General features: G+C 57.6%; 15 protein-coding genes. 7 read left to right on the forward strand and 8 right to left on the reverse strand.

Features of this window, described 5'->3' with window-relative positions:
- Positions 1-14 precede the first annotated feature (14 nt).
- On the forward strand, positions 15-428 hold the full coding sequence (locus tag HNQ71_RS16400; protein ID WP_184873597.1) for a phage holin family protein: 414 nt from the start codon (positions 15-17) through the stop codon (positions 426-428).
- Positions 409-1,071 carry a hypothetical protein gene (locus HNQ71_RS16405; RefSeq protein WP_184873598.1) on the forward strand — a complete coding sequence of 221 codons (663 nt, stop codon included), beginning with the start codon at positions 409-411 and terminating at the stop codon, positions 1,069-1,071. Before HNQ71_RS16400 ends, HNQ71_RS16405 begins: the two co-directional genes overlap by 20 nt.
- A 281-nt stretch (positions 1,072-1,352) precedes the next feature.
- On the opposite strand, the gene HNQ71_RS16410 is transcribed toward HNQ71_RS16405, so the two are convergent.
- The 3 genes from HNQ71_RS16410 to HNQ71_RS16420 all read right to left on the reverse strand — a co-directional run bounded on the left by HNQ71_RS16410 (position 1,353) and on the right by HNQ71_RS16420 (position 4,112).
- Positions 1,353-2,243 carry a DUF72 domain-containing protein gene (locus tag HNQ71_RS16410; protein WP_210333936.1) on the reverse strand — a complete coding sequence of 297 codons (891 nt, stop codon included), beginning with the start codon at positions 2,241-2,243 and terminating at the stop codon, positions 1,353-1,355.
- A gap of 198 nt (positions 2,244-2,441) precedes the next feature.
- Positions 2,442-3,077 carry a LolA family protein gene (locus HNQ71_RS16415; RefSeq protein ID WP_184873599.1) on the reverse strand — a complete coding sequence of 212 codons (636 nt, stop codon included), beginning with the start codon at positions 3,075-3,077 and terminating at the stop codon, positions 2,442-2,444.
- A gap of 39 nt (positions 3,078-3,116) precedes the next feature.
- The gene (locus HNQ71_RS16420) at positions 3,117-4,112 is read right to left on the reverse strand and encodes a L,D-transpeptidase family protein (RefSeq protein ID WP_184873600.1); all 996 of its coding nucleotides are present in this window, start codon (positions 4,110-4,112) and stop codon (positions 3,117-3,119) included.
- A gap of 272 nt (positions 4,113-4,384) precedes the next feature.
- On the opposite strand from HNQ71_RS16420, the gene ligD reads away from it, so the two are divergent.
- The 3 genes from ligD (at position 4,385) to HNQ71_RS16435 (ending at position 8,673) form a co-directional block, all read left to right on the forward strand.
- Complete coding sequence (ligD, locus tag HNQ71_RS16425; RefSeq protein ID WP_184873601.1) at positions 4,385-7,033, forward strand: DNA ligase D; 2,649 nt, start codon at positions 4,385-4,387, stop codon at positions 7,031-7,033.
- Positions 7,030-8,049 (forward strand): ATP-dependent DNA ligase, encoded by a 1,020-nt coding sequence (locus HNQ71_RS16430; RefSeq protein ID WP_184873602.1) that lies wholly within the window; start codon positions 7,030-7,032, stop codon positions 8,047-8,049. The genes ligD and HNQ71_RS16430 overlap by 4 nt, the downstream gene beginning before the upstream one ends.
- 408 nt (positions 8,050-8,457) lie before the next feature.
- Positions 8,458-8,673, forward strand: a complete 216-nt coding sequence (locus tag HNQ71_RS16435; RefSeq protein ID WP_184873603.1) for a hypothetical protein — start codon at positions 8,458-8,460, stop codon at positions 8,671-8,673.
- Positions 8,674-9,164: 491 nt separating this feature from the next.
- Here HNQ71_RS16435 and HNQ71_RS16445 read toward each other — a convergent pair whose 3' ends face one another.
- Positions 9,165-9,557: a response regulator gene (locus tag HNQ71_RS16445; protein ID WP_184874373.1), complete on the reverse strand. Its 393-nt coding sequence runs from the start codon at positions 9,555-9,557 to the stop codon at positions 9,165-9,167.
- Between the two features lie 79 nt (positions 9,558-9,636).
- A complete protein-coding gene (locus HNQ71_RS16450; protein WP_184873604.1) occupies positions 9,637-10,677 on the reverse strand; it encodes a sensor histidine kinase in 1,041 nt (346 codons plus the stop codon).
- Between the two features lie 574 nt (positions 10,678-11,251).
- On the opposite strand from HNQ71_RS16450, the gene HNQ71_RS16455 reads away from it, so the two are divergent.
- Positions 11,252-11,656: a host attachment family protein gene (locus tag HNQ71_RS16455; RefSeq protein ID WP_184874374.1), complete on the forward strand. Its 405-nt coding sequence runs from the start codon at positions 11,252-11,254 to the stop codon at positions 11,654-11,656.
- A 193-nt stretch (positions 11,657-11,849) separates the two neighbouring features.
- Here HNQ71_RS16455 and HNQ71_RS16460 read toward each other — a convergent pair whose 3' ends face one another.
- Both HNQ71_RS16460 and HNQ71_RS16465 read right to left on the reverse strand, forming a co-directional pair.
- The gene (locus HNQ71_RS16460; RefSeq protein ID WP_184873605.1) at positions 11,850-12,152 is read right to left on the reverse strand and encodes a hypothetical protein; all 303 of its coding nucleotides are present in this window, start codon (positions 12,150-12,152) and stop codon (positions 11,850-11,852) included.
- A 647-nt stretch (positions 12,153-12,799) separates the two neighbouring features.
- Complete coding sequence (locus tag HNQ71_RS16465; protein ID WP_184873606.1) at positions 12,800-13,630, reverse strand: hypothetical protein; 831 nt, start codon at positions 13,628-13,630, stop codon at positions 12,800-12,802.
- 463 nt (positions 13,631-14,093) lie between these two features.
- On the opposite strand from HNQ71_RS16465, the gene HNQ71_RS16470 reads away from it, so the two are divergent.
- Positions 14,094-14,729 (forward strand): SDR family NAD(P)-dependent oxidoreductase, encoded by a 636-nt coding sequence (locus HNQ71_RS16470; RefSeq protein ID WP_184873607.1) that lies wholly within the window; start codon positions 14,094-14,096, stop codon positions 14,727-14,729.
- 625 nt (positions 14,730-15,354) lie between these two features.
- On the opposite strand, the gene HNQ71_RS16475 is transcribed toward HNQ71_RS16470, so the two are convergent.
- Positions 15,355-15,564, reverse strand: coding sequence for a hypothetical protein (locus tag HNQ71_RS16475; protein ID WP_184873608.1), 210 nt, complete (start codon positions 15,562-15,564; stop codon positions 15,355-15,357).
- Positions 15,565-15,921: the final 357 nt, after the last annotated feature.

Below are 15,921 nucleotides of genomic sequence, written 5' to 3' on the forward strand. Positions count from 1 at the left end.
AGAGGCTTACTTGGATGAATGACGGTATCGATCGCCGGGCCTTCGGCAGCCTCGTCAACGAAGCGCTCGAAAAATTCGCATCGTTGATTCGCTTGGATTTGCGCCTGCTAGAGGCGGAAATGAAGAGCAAGTCTTCGATAATCGTCTCGTCCAGCGCCTGTGGAATAGCGGCCGTTGCCCTGTTTGTCCTGGCATCGTTCGCTATGGTCCAGTTCCTGATCCTGGTGATGATCCATCTCGGCATCAGCGCCATAGTCGCCTGCTTGGCAGTCGGCATCGTATTGTTTGGCGGAGGTTTGCTCTCCCTTCACCTGGCGAAGCGGGCGCTTGTCGGCTTGACCATCACTCCAATCGAGACCGTCAACCAGGTGCGCAGCGATATAGCTGCATTGAAGCAGGGGATACGTTATGGCACCACACAACGATGACCTCCGCGAGATCATGGCGCAATGCCGGGTCGAACGTCAGGCCCTGTTCGGGCCGGTCAGTGAAATAAGCCGCCGCCTGCAACCCAGGCATTTGGTCGACGTGACTACGCGCTATGCCAGGGACAAGGTGGCCGAGGCCGTGAGTGGTGTGTCAGACGCCATCAAAGAAAACGGCGGCACTGCGGCTACGGTAGCACTCGGCGCGGTGGCGGTATTTGATGCGGGCAGAAGAAGTGTTGACAGCAGCAAGCCTCCGACGAACCCCAATGGATTTCCCTGGGCCAGCGAAGCACAGGGCCCGGGCGAGGCGAGCGTTCCGAGGGTGCAACCCTCGCGACAGGCCGTCACCAACGCTGCTCGGACCAAGATGCTCGCTGGTTCAGTTGGAGGGTTGTTGATTGGCCACGTAATTGGCCGATCGTTTGATGCAACCGAAACAGAACGTAAGCTGTTCGGGAAAGCGTCGGGCGAAGTCCAGGAAGTAGCCTCCGAATTTGTCAACCAGCATTTGCATGGCGCAAAGCTTGTGGCGGCGCAGGCTTTTGGTTTTGCAAGATACTCCGCCGCCTTCCTGGCGATAATGGCGACAGTGAGCGACTTTTTCGGCCGCTCTGAGGGTAGCAGCGATCCGCCCATTCAATGATCGGTAGCCGCTCTGACCGTTTCTGGCGTCACGGCAAACCAGCCTAGGCGGTTTACCAGCCACTTGGCGGCAAAGTCGGGCGACGTGCTGACCGTCAGATTCGGCATTTCGTGAGCGACGTCTTTGCCATGCCGGGATTCGAAGGGCGAAGTATCTAAATCCCAAACGCGCGCGTCCGCAATATGAGGATGCCTGCTGTGCCTCAGGGGCGGGCAGTTGATGTTGGAGATCGCGACGGCAGATACGTGGCCATGGGCCCATAGCTGTTCATCGTCTAAGGGCTATTCCTCTAGCAAGCGCCGCATCGACAGGGCATTCTTTGGCGCAAAGCCCTCGTAGTCGTTGTTGAAATAAACCCAAGCTCTTCTTGCCCCACTGGCGCGGATCTTGTCAGCCCATCCGCCTAGCTCGTCTCTGGTGTAATCATGCCGGTACCAGCGCTCGGGACCGTGGAGCCGCACGTAGACATCCTCCGCTGTACGCACCAGTACATCCGGAAGACGAGGGCCGCTGCATGAGCAAAAGATTGTGCCTGTCTCCTGAAAGGCCGAGTATACTGTCTCGTTCCACCAACTGGCGTGACGAAACTCCACCACATTACGCCGGGCCGGGTCGAGTTGGCCGAGAATGTCGTTCAGTCTTGCCTTTGTGAAATGGTAACTGGGCGGGAGCTGGAATAGAAAGCAGCCCATTCTCTCACCGAGGATATCGGCTATCATTCCAAAATCCTTTACGAGAGTTTTGGTCCCCTCGAACCTCTTGATGTGAGTAATCAGCTCACAGACCTTTACCGTATAGACGAAACTGCTTTTTGCGGGTTGCCGAAGCCAGCTTTTTACATTTGCGACGGTTGGCCATGAATAAAAGGATGCGTTAATTTCGACAGTATCGAATCGTTTCGCGTAGTGATTGAACCATTCGCTCGTGGGCAGATCCGTCGGATAAAACTGTCCCCGCCATTTCCAGTAAAACCATCCCGAGCACCCGACATAGGCAGATGCCTGCAAACACGACTCGGTATCACGCTTTGCTATTGCCCCGGCCAATCGGGCGGAATGCATCTTGTCGGCACGCCCAACGTTTTCAATTCGCTGTCTCTCTCTGCGCAGCCTACGTCGCTCACGGCGCTCATCGGGCGCAAGTGCTTTCCGTTTGATGGCTTCCGAACCCATGACATTACCCTCTCCGCCTTAACGTGGGCAGGGTCGGATGGCTCCGTTCAACTGGCTAAAGTGGCGCGGGCGGACTGCTGCCGATCAGGGGACGGATCCAGGTACAAGTCCGGTGGCGATGCGACGATGCGACCAGCCTCAAATTTCGACCCTGGCTATGTCCAGCGGTATCGGGCGAGATGATTCGAACCACCAAATTCAACGCGATTTCGTTGAGGTGTTGTTCTCCCGGTTTGCCGCGTAGTCGATAGTAAAGGTTCCCTCGGCAACGCGAACGCCCTGCTTCACGTTGAAGATTGTTACCGTTGTGGTCAGCCCCTTTTCGTCGATAAGACTCCACTTGCGTAAAACGAGCTTTTTCTTGTCAAATATCATGGAGATATTCGAATTCCCGAAGGATGATTTGTCGGATATTTTAATAATTATCAGATCGGCTTCTTCTCTGATGCTTTTGAGACGGCCGCCAGACAGGTCGATCCTATTGTCGAGTAGCAGCTTGAGTGGCGTCTTGGAGAGTGAATAAAGCCGCGAGGTTTTAAGTTTCTTATTATGAACGACTACCGATTTGCCGTCGGCAATTACGCTGATCCCCGATTGGCCGGCATAGTTGAATCGGATTTTGCCCGGCCGTTGGAGAAAAAACCTGCCACTTGTCCGTTCCGCTTTCGGGCCGGACTGAACGAAGTCCCCAGACATGGATTGTATTGAGGAGAAGTGATCGGCGATCGCCTGCGCGTCAACCGGTGCGGCCGGAGGCGCAGTGGTAAAGCCTAGATTTGTCGCGGCGGCGCTGACAATGAAGAAACACCATCGAAGCAGTCTCTTAGTGGACATACGATTCTCCAAGTTCACGTAGCGGCGCGGCTACTGGAATTACTCGTTGACCGACTCCACCATTTCATCTTTGAAGATAACCTTTGTGCCCTTTTGCACCTCAGAGGCGAGGTCTTCAGCATCCCAATTGGTCAGCCTGATGCAACCATGTGAGAAGGTCTTTCCAATCTTGCCTGGCTCGGGAGTACCGTGAATGCCGTAGCTTTCGATGGACAAATCGATCCACACCGATCCCACCGGATTATTTGGCCCGGCAGCTATGGTGAATGGGCGGTTGGTCTTAACCCCCTTGAAGGCGAAGTCAGGATCGTAATGATAGGTCGGGTTGTGCACCACGCGTTTGACTTCTGCGTGGCCGCTCGGCGCCGGCTTCTCTTGGCTCCCGATCGAAGCGGGGTACACTGCAAGCACTTTGTCGGAAGAGTCGAGCAGGCGAACCTGGCGAGCGCTCTTGTCGACCTCCACTCTGGCAATAGCCGCGGGAGGATCGCCTCGATCGATAGCTGGCACCAGCAACTTTGCGCCAGCCACCCTGAAGCCAATGCCGGGATTGAGCCTTTCGAGCAGCTGTTCGCTGGTATGGAAGCGCTCAGCCATCTTTTCCAGCGCATTGTGATAGCCAAGCTTAGGTAGGCGAGCCATTCTTTCCATGCGAGCCGGAATTCGCTTGGTAAACGGTCCACGCACATCCTTGCGCGTCAGCTCGTAGGTCACAAGGGCCGGGTTTGAGGATGTTGCGGCGAGCTTGTTCCAAGTCTCCCGTGTGAGCTTGCCATCGGAGGGCAATCCGTTGGCCGCCTGAAATGCCCGGATCGCCTTCTCGAAGTTCTCTGCTCCGCGGCCGTCGATCAAGCCCGGCGAGAACCGCGCGCGATCCAAAAGGATTTGCGCCTTCAGCACGATCGGATTGACGCCCTTCGCTTCGCCGTCGTCGAATTGGGCATTGTTGACGGCGGCTCGGTCCAGCTTCGCCGCTTCTGTCCTGCCGCATGCGAGGGCCAGCACGGCGGCTGCGACAAGAACGGGCCTGATCATTGATGTCACTCCTGCAGCTGCACGATAAGAACCTGCTTCTATGACGCGGCACGGGACATCTGGTTCCATTCCCAACCGGCATTGCGAAGGTTTGATCTCGACTGGGCTGCTTCCCTGCTTCCGACAGTACCGACGCGGAACTCGCTGTTTGAGATGGGGGATCGCAATTGTTAAGTCGAAGCTTTTGCTGCTGTCCGATTCCAGCGTTGGCCGAACCAAATCTCGTCCGCGGCGTTGAGCCTCGTGTTGCGTCATCAGCCGGGGCATTTCCCATGATAAAAGGCGAGCTTTCCACCTATAGGGCGAAGCGGGATTTCACCAAGACGGAAGAACCCAGCGGCGAAAGCACGATCGCGAAATCTAACCGGCTTCGATTTGTCATTCAGAAGCACGCGGCCACGCGGCTGCACTACGATCTTCGTCTTGAGCTTGATGGTGTGTTCAAGTCGTGGGCCGTTACGAAGGGACCATCGCTGGATCCTCACGACAAACGTCTCGCAGTCGAGGTGGAAGACCATCCGCTAGACTATGGCGACTTCGAAGGCACCATCCCCAAGGGCCAATATGGCGGCGGCACCGTGCAGCTGTGGGACCGGGGATACTGGGAGCCGGAAGGCTCTATGTCAGCTGGACAGGCTTTGGAAAAAGGCGATCTTAAGTTCACGCTCGACGGTAAGCGCCTGCACGGAAGTTTTGTCCTTGTGCGCATGAAGCACGATCGCAATGGAGGCAAACGCACCAACTGGCTGCTGATCAAGCATCGCGACAAATACGCGGTGGACGGCAATGGCGACGCGGTGCTGGCACAGGACCGATCTATCGCTTCCGGGCGGAGCATGGATAAGATTGCTGCGGGCAAAGGAGCCGGACCGAAGCCGTTCATGATGCAAGGGTCATCGGCGGCCGATGCGGACGCCGTGTGGGACAGCAATCGCGGCCATGCTGCTGACGAACGCGCCATCAAAGCGTCAAAGCCATCTCCGCGCCCCAAACGAGCTTCTCGTGCGTCGGGGACGAAAATGCCCCACTTCATCGCACCGCAGCTGTGCCAGACGCTCTCCCGGCCGCCGGCCGGAGCGAATTGGGTGCATGAAATCAAGTTCGACGGCTACCGAGTCCAGCTGCGCGTCGAGGATAACGCCACCACATTGAAGACCAGAAAAGGCCTGAATTGGACGGACAAATTTGGCGCCATCGCAAAGGAGGCGGGCAGCCTTCCCGATGTAATCATCGATGGCGAGATTGTCGCGCTCGGCGAGAATGGCGCCCCCGATTTTGCCGCCATGCAAGCTGCATTATCCGAGCGCCGAACAAACGATCTCATCTTCTTTGCCTTTGATCTGTTATTCGCCAACGGCGTTGATCTGCGAACGCTGCCTCTCTTGCAACGTAAGGAGCAGCTGAGCGCGATGCTCGGCAAGGTCGATCGCGGCGAGGAAAACCTTATCCGCTATGTCGAGCACTTCACCAATGGCGGCGATGCGGTGCTGCGGTCCGCCTGTCGTCTGTCGCTTGAAGGCATTATCTCCAAAAAGGCTCATGCAGCCTATGTCTCGGGCAGGACCGACACCTGGGCAAAATCGAAATGCCGCGCCGGACATGAGGTCGTCATCGGCGGCTGGGCCACCACCAATGGCAAATTCCGATCGCTGCTGGTCGGCGTCAATCGGGGCGAGCATTTCGCTTACATCGGCCGTGTTGGAACCGGATACAGCGAGGCAAAGGTCAAGCAACTGCTGCCAAGGCTCAAGGAGATGCAGGCGGTCAAGTCGCCTTTCACTGGCGATGGCGCGCCAAAAAAGGATGCAACCGTCTTTTGGACAAAGCCCGAACTGGTTGCGGAAATCGAATTCGCCGGCTGGACGGGCGGCGGCAATGTCAGGCAGGCCGCCTTCAAGGGCTTGCGCGAAGACAAGCCCGCGAAAGAGGTTGAGGCCGAGCGACCCGCCGATCCTCAAGAGACGCAGATTGCCGAACCCGGCAAGGCAACTGCCCGGAGTGCGAAAAGCCCGGTCGTCCTGGGCGTCATCATCTCCAAGCCTGACAAGCCGCTGTGGCCGAATGCCGGCGACGGTGGTCAGCCGGTCACCAAGCTCGATCTTGCAGAGTACTTTGAGGCCATTGGCCCCTGGATGATCAAACATCTCAAGGGTCGCCCCTGTTCGCTTGTCCGAGCCCCTAATGGCTACGCCGGCGAGCAGTTCTTCCAGCGCCACGCAATGCCAGGCACATCCAATCTGCTGGAACTGGTGAAAGTCTTCGGCGACCACAAGCCGTATCTGCAGATCGACCGCGTTGAAGGCCTGGCTGCGATCGCCCAGATTGGCGGCCTGGAATTGCATCCCTGGAATTGCCAGCCGGGCAATCCCGAGATACCCGGGCGACTTGTCTTCGACCTAGACCCTGGTCCCGAAGTCTCCTTTGCCGAGGTAGTAGCCGCAGCGAAGGAAATGCGCGATCGTCTTGAAGATCTGGGATTGGTGAGCTTTTGCAAGACGACGGGCGGCAAGGGCCTGCACGTAGTCACCCCATTGGCCGCCCAGCGCAACAAAACGACCTGGCCAGAGGCCAAGGCCTTCGCGAAGGCGGTGTGCATGCAAATGGCGGCGGACCGGCCGGACCTCTACCTCATCAACATGGCCAAGAAGCTGCGGACGTCTCGGATCTTTCTCGATTACCTCCGCAATGATCGCATGGCGACGGCCGTCGCTCCGCTGTCACCGCGTGCTAGGGAAGGAGCGACTGTCTCCATGCCGCTGACATGGGGCCAGGTGAAGGCGGATCTCGACCCAAAAAAATACACGGTCCGAACCGTTCCGAGCCTGTTGAAGAAGACCGTCGCCTGGGCCGACTACGACGATGGCGAAAGGTCGATCAGCAGCGCCATCAAACGGCTGGGTTCTGCAAAGCTCGCCGCATGACATCTGAAGGGGAAAAACTGTCATTTGCCGTCCCATTGGACACGAAACCAATGGAGGCAAAGGCTGCAGACAAACTGCCTGATAGCGCTAGCCAATGGCAGTACGAACCTAAGTGGGATGGGTTCCGTTGCCTGGCCTTCAAAGCCAGAGATACGGTGGAGTTGCGAGCAAAATCCGGCAAGCGGCTCGGCAGATATTTTCCGGAAGTCGTCTCGATGTTGCGTGAGCTGAAAGCCAGGGAATTCGTCGTCGATGGCGAGATCGTTATCGAAGTCAATGGCTCACTTTCTTTCGACGCGCTCCAGATGCGATTGCATCCAGCGGAAAGCAGGATCCGGAAACTGTCGGCTGAAACCCCGGCCAAGCTGATCCTGTTTGATATGCTGGCCAGTCCGGATGCCAGCCTGATGCATCATCCGCTGTCTGCGCGGCGCCAGGTGCTGGATGCGTTCGTAAAGTCAGCGGGACATACCGATCTTGAATTGTCGCGTTGTACTCGGGATTTGGCGACGGCAACGAAGTGGCTTGGCGAATCCGGTCGCGGATCAACGGACGGCGTTGTCGCCAAGCTTCTCGACGACGAATATCGGCCCGGCGAGCGCGCCATGGTCAAGGTCAAACGGCTGCGCACAGCTGATTGCGTGGTCGGTGGCTTCCGCTATCTGGCGAACGCGCGCGAGGTCGGTTCGTTGTTGCTTGGGCTCTACAACGACCAGGGCAAGCTCGACCATGTGGGATTTACGTCGACCATCGCGCAGGAGGATCGATCAGAGCTGACCCAACAACTCGAAGCCTTGCGTTCGCCTCCGGGCTTTAGCGGCAAAGCGCCGGGCGGACCGAGCCGTTGGAGCACCGAGAGGAGCGGAGATTGGGAGCCATTGACGCCCCAACTGGTAGTGGAAGTCCGGTTCGATCACGTCACCGGCGATCGCTTCCGGCACGGTACCAAGTTCATGCGGTGGCGCCCTGACAAGGCTCCGGAACAGTGTACATTCGCCCAGATATTGAGAACATGAGGCATTCGCCATCGGTGGCAACCACCGCTGCGCACCTAATCACCGCTCATCGCAATGCTCGCTTTGGTGGATCACGGTTCTCGTCAGGGTTAGGGACAGGAAGTTCGTTGGTTATTCTCCCGGTCTGTCGGTCGGATGAGGTGTGCCACCGGCCGCGCATGGCTTTGTCTGGCAGGGAAGGGCTCTGCCAGAGGGATTTTGTTCTTAGGAGACGCACCTGCCGTCTTAGGGTTGGGTGGCGATAGATCCTCGCCGCTTCCGTTCAGGCCTTTACGTTCTATCTTGGAGCCGGCTCTCTCCGGCTCCCTGACAATAGCTGGCCAACGACCCGCCGTGGGGAATGTTCCATCTGGACCGGAACTAGCACTGCCGGGGGCGGTTATCGTTGATCACACGGAGCACCAAGACATGTCTGACAACGAAAACCGTCGCGAAACCGGAGCAACAAAATATCCGGCAAAGACCGGCGCCGACCCTTCGGATGCTTTCTCTCAGGACGCGGCCGGAAACAAGAAGCCCAAGAATGGCGCTGGACTGACGCGCCCCGTCAATGAGGTGGACGACAAGACCCACCAGTCAGACGGGCAGAACCCATCCGACCACGTAAAGAGTTCCAGGCCATGAACGTCGACAATCTTTAGCTTGAAGGTCTGATGATGGCGGTCGCGGCGATCAACAATTTGCTAGTCCACAAAGGCCTGCTTTCAAAGACGACATCGATACCGCATTGCGATCTCGAATCCTTCTGCCTAGGTCCGTTTGAACTCGGCAGACGTATCCGCTGGCTCTTCGCATAGGCGAAAGCGAAAGATTCCAGCTCGAATGATCGGGTTAGTTCCTGGTCGCCTTCGACCACTTGGACAAACCATTATCCGTAGGCTTCGACCACTTCAATGCAGGGGCAAACCTTGCCGTTGAACGATTCTTCCAGGGCCGACTCGACGTCAAGCAGGACGAGGATGCTCATCCTCGACCACCAGAACCGCGCCGTTGCTCATCTGGATGCTCCCCTCGGCAGTCCCCGCAAAGGTTTCGACCCCGATTTAGTTCTATCTAATTGGTTCAACTGGATGTGAGGGGACTTGTGCCTTGAAAAACGCGACAGACGGTCCGCGCTAGGATTCTTGACGCGTCTCGATCGGTGCCAGCATCCGGCGCATCTGTTCGACGATCGTTCCGTCGCTATAGGGCTTGGGAAAAAAGTGACTTCCTTCGGGAAGCCGGCTCTGTTCGATGATCGATCTGCCGGAAGCGACGATCAGCTTGACCGGAGGCCACCGGTTTCGGATGTGATGGGCCAATTTGATGCCATCCATCGTGCCGGGCATGCCGACGTCGGTGAACACCAGAACGATGTCCGTTCGTGCCTCCAGCAGCCGAATTGCCTCTTCGGCATTGCTGGCCTCGAGCGCCTCGTAACCAGCATGGACGACGAGGTCGACCGCGCCCATCCTGATGATGGCGTTGTCTTCGACGATCAGAATGACGGCCTTGCGGTTTGCCGCAATGTCTCCGGCCTGCGCGGGACCTAATTTCGCATTGGGCAATGGTTGCCCCGCGTCAGCGGATTTTGGTGTGGTCATCTGGCTATGCTGCCGCCGGAACATTGTCGATGACGTCGGCAAGGTGCGTAACAGATACGAGAGTTCCGGGATTTGCGTCGGTGACGCTGATGTCGCTTTGCAAGTTTCTGGCAAGCGCCTCGACGATACCTGTACCAAGCCCGGCCTTTGCGGCACTGTCGCCCATGCCAACCCCGTCGTCGCGGACCGAAAGTGTCCATTCCTGCCCGTGCGAGCGGTAGTCGACCGAGATCTTGCCGGACCGCTCCTGCGGAAACGCATGCTTCAATGCGTTGATTACCAGTTCGGTTACTATCAGGCCTAAGCTTATCGAAATGTCCGACTTCACGACGCTGTCGTCGACGGAAACGACGATTGAAAGCCGGTCCTTGTCGGAGATCATCGACGCGCCAAGGCTGTCACTTAACTGCGTAAAATAGGTCTGCAGCGAAACATTCTCCACGCCAGACTTGGCAAGGTGCCGCTGCACAGCCGCGATCGACATGACCCTGTTGTGGGCGTCATGCAGATGGCCGCGAGCCTCTTCGGACTGGACCCTGCGCGCGCTCTGCATCAGCACGCTGGCGATGATCTGCAAGCTATTGGCGACCCGGTGCTGCACTTCCTGCATTAGGATTGCCTTGTCGCGAATGAGATCGTCCTTTTGACGGGCATCCGCGCGAGCATCGGTGACGTCGGCTACAGCCACCAGGAGGCGAGTTCGGTCTGGATCGCCGTCTTCGAGCACGCGCGCATTCACGACCAACTGACGGATCTTCTGGCCCGCCCGCTTCAGGTCGATCTCGTAGGCCTCGATCTGGGCGCTGCCTGCGGCGGTTGCCTGGAGCAATGAGTTCAGCTTCGGCATGTCCCATTCGCCTGCGCCGATTTCCGAGAGCAATTTGCCTGAAACCGTTGCTGGATCGATCTGAAAAGTCCGGCAAAACGAGGCACTGACCACAATGACCCTGAGATCATCGGTCAGGAACAGAAGCGGCTCGTTCGATGAAACGACCACTGCGAGCGTGCTCGCGGCTTCCAGATGGGATGCTGAAACGGATGCCATGAAAATTGGCCCTCAAGGGCCGAAAGCTCGCGAAGCGAGCCATCACTCGGCAGGAACGCCGACCGGAATTCATGCCCGGTCGAAAAACATGACCCACCCTATCACATTGTGGGTCGCTGGCTATGTAATTAACTGTGCCTCACATAGGCGACTCATGGACCCGATATGACGACAAGACGGTTAGTCCCGGAGGCCCAGAAGCTTCAGACAGCTTTCGACCCCGAAGCTGCCGGACCGCAATGCGCCTCATGTCGTCATTCCGGCCAACTTGGCGCTTGTCTGGAACATAGACAATCGATGTAAAAGCGAAACGGGCGCATGCATGTATTGCGTCAAGCTGCCACCAGGCCAGTAGGCGGCGTCTGCTAGGGAACGAACGACATTCCGCACTCAATGCAGCGCCTTGATGACCTTGGCATCTCGCAACGGCGCGATGTGGTTTTCCGATCCAACGATGGCCCTCGGCGAAAGACTCCGAATCCAGGGCATCCAATGGCGAGTTGAAACGTTGAGGCCGACGCCAGATGGCTTTAATCGGATCAGCCAACCACTGGCGCAATTTTGGAGACTTAAAATGAATATTCCCAAAGGTGCGACAATTGCAGTAGCTGATGGCGAGAAACTCAACCTGTTCTGCAACTCCGGAGACGAAGCCAACCCGAAGCTGACGGTCTCGGCGGTTGAAGACCTGGCAAATGAGAACAAGGGGTCCGGCGCCCGTCATCAGAGCAGTTCCGCCAATCCCGACAACAGTCAGATCGAAGAAGACAGTTTCGCGGCAGGAACTGCCGGGTTGCTTAACCGACAAGTTCTGGACGGACGAATCGCCAACCTGATTGTCATCGCCGCTCCGCGAACCCTTGGGGAACTTCGCAAGCACTATCACCAGAAACTGTCAGCCGTGCTTGTTGGCGAAATCGCCAAGGATCTTACAGGCCATTCCGCGCATGAGGTAGAAACGGTAATTGCTGGCGCCTAGTTGGATTTGCATGCATGCCAAAATCTGAGTCGTATTGCGCCAGCGCAAATGGAAGGCTTGATCGTGACAATTCCATTGCTCGGTCGGCTTCTTGGATGCTCCCAGCGCGGATCTAGACCGGTGTCTTGATTGCGCGTGCGAGTCGTTAAACTGGCCGCGGACGTAGCGGAAGCGCTCCGCCCGTCACGCCAAATTACGTCAGCTCATAGTAGAAATCACAAATCAGGTCCGCGACCTTGACCGCTTCAAAATCTGTCATGTGCGCGGCGGTCTCAACAGCGACCGTTTCCATGTCGTCTTGATCGACAGCAAGCAGATCCAGTATTTTTGCAAACTTGAACTTGAGCTCTGGGTCACCATCGAACTCATCGATCGTAACGTCTAGAATGGTCGTATTTGCGTCGATCAGGCGCGTTTGAACACTGTCGGAAGAGGCTGCTAGCGTCCTGATCGCCGCGAAAAAGTGCTCGCGCGCGTTGGCATATTTGTCGTCCATTTTTGATACCTTTTGTGGGTGAAGCGCTGCGCCTTGGACGTGAGACGCGCACCGCGACTTACGCTTTTGGCATGGCCTGAGTCAACGACACAGAGCTGCAGGTCGCGCGCTGATGTCCGTGAAGCGGCCCGGACGGTAGCCGACCATTCAGACAACGCTTCACCGAATTGTTCGAGCTTCAATGGACAGCAAGCGCCTCGACCAAAAACTAGATTGCAATGACTGGGGGACACCCTGATGGACATGCCGGATAATCTTTGCGGCCGGTACGCCGAACACTTCAGAAAATGGGCGGAGTTTGCAGGCCCATCTTCAAAAGCAGGCGTGGACGCCCAGGCCCTTTGATCTGAGCCACGGCACTATACTGGAAAGAAAATAGCCTTTACGAACCCGCTGCGAACCGGCGCAGCGGGTTCTTTGTGCCTTTCGGAAGCCGAGAGGCGATCCGTCAGGCATAAGCGGGGCTCGCGCTCAACCATCATATACGCGCCACGTTGGCCCCCGCCAGGTACGCAAGGGCGTGCGTTCCACCTACGTCTCTATGCCCTCGGCGACGACATGAAAGCCGAGTTCTCTGGAAATCCTGATGATCGACTCAATGATGACCCGCTTGGATCGGCGCTAGGCACAATAGAACGTCGGCAGGTCTATTGCGAAACCGTGAACCCACACTGCTTCTGTTCCATCTCGATCTGCTTCGTAATGCGGATGGCGTTCTGCGCATAGGCTTCGGTCACGGAGCCGCTGTTCACGGTCTTGTCTTTCAGTGGACTCACGGCTGCGCAGAGGTGAAAAACATGCGGCTCGGCGGACTTTTTGGCGCCATTTTCCGGCGCGATCCAGTAGACAACATCCTGACCGGCGGGGTGATTAGCGTCCTTCGTAGCGGCCGTCACCGCGGCGGAGTCCGTGGAGATCTCTTGCGCCTGGGCGGCGACTTCGGGCGAACAGGCTGTGGTTGGCTGCCCCGTCTTAATCTGGGTCGCACACGCGTTCATGTCCTGGGTGTATTGCTCGACCGACGGAGGTTGGTAGCTGACCCCGATCAGCGTCGCGAGCACGGCAAGGGCTGCGCCCACACCGCCGGCAACCTTCTTGGTCTGCGGATCCATGTTCTTGTCGGTCAATATCAGGAAAACCAGAGGGAGGAAGGCAATCAGCGTGATGATCGCGCCGAGCTGGTTTTGGAAGAAGAATCTGGCCGTGTCGGATGCGCGGGCCGGATCGTGCCTATTGGCCGCCTTCCACAGCAAGTTGCCGACGATTGCAAAGACCGCGATCCCGACCAGCAAGCCGACCAGCAGCGGCATGTTGCCGTGGTCGAACTTGTGCCGGTAGAACAGGTAGATCCCGGCGATCTCGGCGCCAATGGCTACGATCCAGCAGAGCACGGCGAAAAGGCGGAGCCGCGTCGCGGAAGACTTCTGGCCCTGCGTTGCTTGCCAATCCTTGGTAACGTCTGGCCTGTTGTCGCTCATGACCAATCCCCCGATATCGACACTTTGCGAGTGCGGCGGCAAATCGAATGGCCAACCCCTCCGGCGCGGCGTCATTGAACCAACGTCTTCATCGACTGCCTTGGCGGCGCCGCGTCAGACGACATCCCATCCATATTGCGCATGAATTGATCCGTCCAGACCCACGGACGCAGACGGCGATGCGGCGGTGGCTCCATTCTTCTTCATTTCCGGCTCGGACTTGATGCTGCCAGGGCATTCGGTAGAGGCTGCGGTGGTCACTGGATCGATCAAAAGCAACATCGGCAGATCAGAACTGCAGCCGGATCGAGCCATTCGTCAGGCCGCAAAGCTGGCGAAACTCGGATAAGTTGGCGCAGGAAACCGGGTGGCGCGTGCCGAGGCGGCGTTGCTGGGTGATCGCCCTTTTTGTGGATACGCTGTAGCTCTATTGCGACGCAAAAGCTGCCCTAGGAGATTGATTGTGATCCGCTACAAGAACAAAAGGGCGATCATCACAGGAGGCGCTCAAGGCATTGGTCTTGCATGTGCTCAGCGACTGCTGGACGAAGGCGCACAGGTTCTCGCGGCGGACATTCAGAAATGGGAGGGGAGTGCTGCGTCGAGCGTCCTGAGCGAAAGCGAACGGTTCAGGTATCGGCGGACTGACGTCACTTCTCGGCAGGAGGTCGAGACGATGGTCGCCGAGGCGGTTGCCTCATTTGGAGGCGTTGATGTCCTAATCTCCAATGTTGGGGTCGCGAAGAAAAAGCCATTTCTGGAACTCACGGACGAGGACCTCGCGACCGGCTTTCAGATCGATCTTGTTTCCATGATTCTTTGCGGTCAGGCGGTGGCCCGACAGATCAAGACGCAGGGGACGCAGGGGGCGATTGTGCACATGTCTTCCGTGAACGGCGTGATGGCGATGCCGGGCTACACAGTTTACAACGTGTCCAAGGGTGGCATCGAGCAGCTCACCAGGGTGATGGCTCTTGAGCTTGCTCCCCTCTCTATGCACTACCCGGATAAGCCCAAACCTGGGCACCCAGAGGGGTCGCGATTGGACGCGAAATGGAGTGCGCCCCTCGGAGCGGACAGGATCAAGCGGCAGTTTTGACCATCTTCCGGGCGTGTTGGTCTTCGAACTGTTGCGGGCTGAGATAGCCGAGCGCTGAGTGCAATCGGCGGGTGTTGTAAACCTCATCAATGAAGCGGGGAAGGTCCTCTGCTGAAGGACTCGCACGCATGTTCGATCAAGCTGCAGAGCAACGCTGGTCGGAGGACCTACGAAAGGAGCTCGGGCATCGCCATATGATCCACTTGGCCGACGTTTTTGAGGGCTGGGCAATTGACCGGCGCATGACGCCTGAATGGACAGCCAAGTTGACTGGGTGGGCAGAGTCTCTGAGGCGGTTGGCAGATGAAGTCGGCCCGGATTGGGATCCGCCAGCGGGTACACTCTCCCTTGTCGGATTTTTTGGTCGTACCTGATGGACGAGTAGAATATCCGGTTCAAAATGTTGGACCTTCGGCCTACGCGTCGTGGTGGCAGAGGTACCGTGGCTGCTTTGCGCCTCATGTCGGTCATAGAGCCGAACTTTGTTGAGGCCCGAAAGCGGACGAAATGCTGGAGTCCGGGCAGGCGGGCATGGTCCGGCGCAAACCATCTACATTCGGCACGGTACATGCCGCTAGGCTTCGCAGTCTCAATGTCAAAGGTCGCTATCATCGCACTGCCACCCTCAGCGCGCGCTGGTCGGATCGATCTTCACCAGGCGCGCGCTTGCATCGATCGCACGCCGTCGCGCCGACCTAATCCTGCAGCAAAGCGCTAGGTTGATACCGACGCCGCAATCCTCGTTGAGCATCTCCTCAGCACGTTCATGGACGAGTTGTGCTCGGTTCACTCGTTGCCTGGCAGTGGCAAGTTCCAAGTTCTGAAAATCAAACATTCCGCATCCTTTGGGTTTGCGGTCCCTTCGATTGCTAAACAGCCGCTGATCGCATTCGTTCCGACGATGCAGCAATCTGGCCACCGGGGCGGTCGTCCAAAAGGAATCTGAAACAAGTGCCGGTCAGACCGTTCGCAATGTGCCAGGAACTTTCTCCGGTCCTGGTACTCCAGCCCTTTCCCACTGGCTTCGGCCGGCGGGCCAGGCTGCCGCCAAATGGCCGAGAGACGGAATAATCGGCATTGTCAATGACACCAATCTGCACCACAATTCCCCCTCCGAAGGCCGACGATTACGGAGCCGGCTAAGAGGCGAGATTATGTTCAGGTTGAGCCTTCCGTTGGCCGGGCTTGTCGT

Origin of the sequence: Mesorhizobium sangaii (genome assembly GCF_014207355.1) — a bacterium.
Lineage (GTDB): Bacteria > Pseudomonadota > Alphaproteobacteria > Rhizobiales > Rhizobiaceae > Mesorhizobium > Mesorhizobium sangaii.